Raw genomic sequence first — 4198 nt, 5'->3', positions numbered from 1 at the left:
GGCACGTACCGGTTCAAGAACGTCCGCGCAGCCCACATTCGCAATCTTCTCCTCTGCCGTGACACTCCGGTAAGCTAGGGCACCGTCGAGGCGTTGTACGAAGGGGCGGTAAAGGTGAGCGCGAGCGGCACGGCCGCGGCCGGACAGGTCGAGCACATGCTGCGCCAGGTCACGCCCGGGCGTTACGACGCCTACGAGGCTCTCCTGCGCGCGCTCGCGACCCCGCACACCGGCCAGATCTGGATGCTCCTGTGGCACGGGCAGGCCGGCTCCCCCGACGCCCAGTACGGAAACATGGACGTCGAGGGCTGCGGCTACGCCCCCTGCGTGACCTCCGCCCAGGAGCTCTCCGCCAGCGGTTGGAACCGCTCGTACGAGGTGATCGACGGAGTCGACGTCGCCCGGGCCCTCTACCCCGACCACTTCGGCCTCTGGCTCAACCCGCACGCCCCCGGCGGCGGCGTCGGCATCCCCTGGCTCGACCTGCGCCGGATCGCCACGGGCCTGGACCGCCAGCCCGCAGGCCCCCTGCGCCTGTCCGAACCCGCCATCGAGGTCCCGCAGTTCTACGCCCTGCTCGCGCAGAACGCCCACCGCACCCCGGCCGTCCGCTCCCTGCGCCGGGCCTGGGTGCAGCCCGCGCTCGGGGCGCCGTACCTCGCCATCGGACTGGATGTGTACGACACCTCGCCGCCGGCCGTGGACTCCGTGCGCGCGATGATGCAGCAGTCCCTCGGCGCCGTACCGGACGGGCTCCCCGTGTCGACCGTCGCCATGTCCGACGAGCACGACCCGGTGGCCATGTGGCTGCGCGCGAACGCCCGCCCGTTCTACGACCGCGAGGCCCATGCCACCGCCCCCGTCCAGGCGCCGGTCTCCGGCTACGGATACCCTCCGGCGCAGGGCCGGTTCTGACCGGCTCGAAGTCGCCCCCGCAGTCCTTCCCGGACCACCCCTCGAACGCGATAGTCGCTCAGCTCTCCGCGCGTAGATAGGGGCGACAAGCGCCATGATGTCCTAAAGTGCCCCTGTCTTGGCGCGTCCGACCCTCGCTACCCGCTGTCCGGATAACGGAACCCTGCAGACAGCATCACGTTTACGCATCCTTTCACCGCCAAGTCTGGCAACAGATCGCCAAAGCGTTGAAGACTCCCCGCAAGACACGGGCCGGGTCGGTCTTGTGTACGAGACAAACAAAACCGCTACAGCGGCAGCCAGGGGGTCGGCGATCGCCGGCCCGAGAGGGGTCAATCGCACCGTGACCGCACCGATCGAGACCACCGGGGCGGAAGCCGGAGCACAGCCCGAGGCCGTGCTCTCCGGGGTCAAGAAGAGCCAGATCGAAGGGCGCTCGCTCAGCCAGATCGCCTGGATGCGCTTCAAGCGGGACAAGGTGGCGATGGCGGGAGGCGTCGTCGTCATCCTGCTCACGCTGATGGCGGTGTTCTCCAAGCCGATCCAGTGGATCTTCAACCTCGATCCCAACCAGTTCAACCAGGACCTCATCGACCCCGCGCTGCTCGCCCCCAAGGGCGGCTGGGGAGGAATGAGTTGGGACCACCCGCTCGGCGTGGACCCCCAGTACGGCCGGGACATGCTCGCCCGCATCATCGACGGCTCCTGGGTCTCCCTCCTGGTCGCGGGCGGCGCCACGCTGCTGTCCGTGTGCATCGGCACCGTGCTCGGTGTCGTCGCCGGTTACTACGGCGGCTGGATCGACAGCGTGATCAGCAGGCTGATGGACACGTTCCTGGCCTTCCCCCTGCTGCTGTTCGCGATCTCGATCTCCGCCTCCGTGCAGGACGGGTTCTTCGGCCTCGAAGGCCTGCCGCTGCGCATCTGCGTGCTGATCTTCGTGATCGGCTTCTTCAGCTGGCCGTACATCGGCCGCATCGTGCGCGCCCAGACGATGACCCTGCGCAAGCGGGAGTTCATCGAGGCCGCCACGAGCCTCGGGGCACGCGGCCCGTATGTCCTGTTCCGGGAACTGCTCCCGAACCTCGTCGCGCCGATCCTCGTCTACTCGACGCTGATCATCCCGACGAACATTCTGTTCGAGGCCGCGCTGAGCTTCCTCGGCGTCGGTATCGCTCCGCCGCAGGCTTCCTGGGGCGGCATGCTCAGCAACGCTGTGGATCTCTACACGGCTGATCCGCAGTACATGTTCGTGCCCGGACTGGCGATCTTCATCACCGTCCTGGCCTTCAACCTGCTGGGTGACGGGCTGCGTGACGCCCTCGACCCTCGCAGCAAGTGATCCATCGAATGAGGGGGCTTCCTCAGGTGAAGACGAGAAGGGTGACCGCCGGCGTTGCGTCGGTCCTGGCACTGTCGCTGGGTGCTGCCGCGTGCGGCGGCGGAGGTGACGACAACGACGGGGGAGGCAACGGCAAGAAGGACGCCGCGCTGAACTCGATCGTCAACGCGTCGGACAAGAAGGGAGGGACGGCCACGTACGAGCACTCGGACGTGCCGGACTCCCTCGACCCGGGCAACACGTACTACGGCTGGGTCCAGAACTTCTCCCGCCTCTACGGCAGGACGCTCACCACGTTCAAGCCGGCGGCGGGCAAGGCGGGCCTGGAGGTCGTGCCGGACCTCGCCGAGGGACTCGGCAAGTCCAGCCCGGACGCCAAGACCTGGACGTACAAGCTGCGTGCGGGTGTGAAGTTCCAGGACGGCACCCCGGTGACGTCCAAGGACGTCAAGTACGCCATCGAGCGCTCCAACTTCGCGCCGGAGGCACTGTCCAACGGCCCGACGTACTTCAAGGCGTACCTGGAGGGCGGCGACAAGTACCAGGGCCCCTACAAGGACAAGTCCGCCGAGGGCATCAAGTCCATCGAGACGCCGGACGACCGGACGATCGTCTTCAAGCTGAAGCAGCCGTTCGCCGACTTCGACTACCTGGCGACGTTCTCGCAGACGGCCCCCGTGCCGCAGGCCAAGGACACCGGCGCGAAGTACGTGCAGGCCATCCAGTCCTCCGGCCCGTACCAGTTCCAGTCCTACGAGGAGGGCCGCGGCGCCACCCTCGTGCGCAACAAGCAGTGGGACCCCAAGACGGACCCGGTCCGCAAGGCCCTGCCGGACAAGATCACGATCAAGTTCAAGGTCAACCCGGTCACGGTCGACAACAACCTGATCTCCGACAAGATCACGGCTGACGCGGCCGGCACGGGTGTGCAGCCGCAGACCCAGCCGAAGGTGCTGCGCGGCAAGCTCGCCGACCAGACGGACAGCTCCTACGCGGGCGCCACGCAGTACATCGCGCTCAACGTGAACGTGAAGCCGTTCGACAACGCCGACTGCCGCAAGGCCGTTCAGTGGGGCCTCGACAAGCAGTCGGTGCTCGACGCCATGGGCGGTTCGCCGAAGGGCGACGTGGCGACCACGCTGCTGCCGCCGTCGGTGAACGGTTACACCAAGTTCGACACCTACGCCACCGACGGTCACAAGGGTGACGTGGCCAAGGCCAAGGCGTCGCTGAAGGCGTGCGGCAAGCCGAACGGCTTCAACACGATCCTGACGGCCCGCTCCGACCGCCCCGCCGAGATCGCCGCGGCGACCGCCATCCAGGCGTCGCTGAAGAAGATCGGCGTCAACGTCGAGATCAAGCAGTTCCCCTCCGGCAAGTACTTCTCCAACTTCGCCGGTGTCCCGAGCTACGTCCACGACAACAAGCTCGGCATGCTCTCGATGGCGTGGGGTGCCGACTGGCCGACCGGCTACGGCTTCCTCGACCAGATCGTCAACGGTGCCGCCATCAAGCCCTCGGGCGGCAACAACCTGATGGAGCTGGACGACCCGAAGATCAACAAGGCCCTGACGGACGCGATCGCCAACACCGACGACGCGGCCCGCACCAAGGCCTGGGGTGACATCGACAAGATGGTGCTCGACAACGCCTCGGTCGTCCCGCTGGTCTACCGCAAGAACCTGCTGCTCCGGCCGACGTCCGCGACGAACGTCACGGTCACGCAGGCCTACCTCGGCATGTACGACTACCTGCTGATGAGCTCCTCGAAGTAGTTCAGCAGGCCGGATCCTTTCGAAAGGCAGGTGAAGGCACCGGGTGGGGCGCGCCGCCGTCACCCCCCCCGCCCCCCCCCCCCCCGGCACCGGGTGGGGCGGACAACAACCAAGCCGCCTAGGAGCCGGGCGGGGTGTAGGGGGGGGGGCGGCACGGCACCAACCG

Annotated in this window: 3 protein-coding genes and 1 pseudogene; all 4 read left to right on the top strand. The window is 67.5% G+C overall.

All coding sequences use genetic code 11. From position 1 onward, the window contains the following. Window positions 1-78 (top strand): annotated as a pseudogene (locus tag ABZ281_RS40340) (hypothetical protein); the annotation flags it as partial. A gap of 36 nt (window positions 79-114) precedes the next feature. Further along, window positions 115-915, top strand: a complete 801-nt coding sequence (locus ABZ281_RS40335; RefSeq protein ID WP_356662945.1) for an enhanced serine sensitivity protein SseB C-terminal domain-containing protein — start codon at window positions 115-117, stop codon at window positions 913-915. A gap of 343 nt (window positions 916-1258) precedes the next feature. Continuing rightward, on the top strand, window positions 1259-2257 hold the full coding sequence (locus ABZ281_RS40330) for an ABC transporter permease (protein WP_356662944.1): 999 nt from the start codon (window positions 1259-1261) through the stop codon (window positions 2255-2257). Between the two features lie 8 nt (window positions 2258-2265). Further along, entirely contained in the window at window positions 2266-4032 is a 1767-nt protein-coding gene (locus ABZ281_RS40325; RefSeq protein ID WP_356662943.1) for an ABC transporter substrate-binding protein, read from the top strand. The last annotated feature ends 166 nt before the right edge of the window (window positions 4033-4198 follow it).

The sequence above is a fragment of the Streptomyces sp. NPDC006265 genome, assembly GCF_040613555.1.
In the GTDB taxonomy this organism is placed as follows: Bacteria; Actinomycetota; Actinomycetes; order Streptomycetales; family Streptomycetaceae; genus Streptomyces.
Note: the sequence above shows the minus strand (reverse complement) of the source record. Positions and strands in the feature narration are given on the sequence as shown.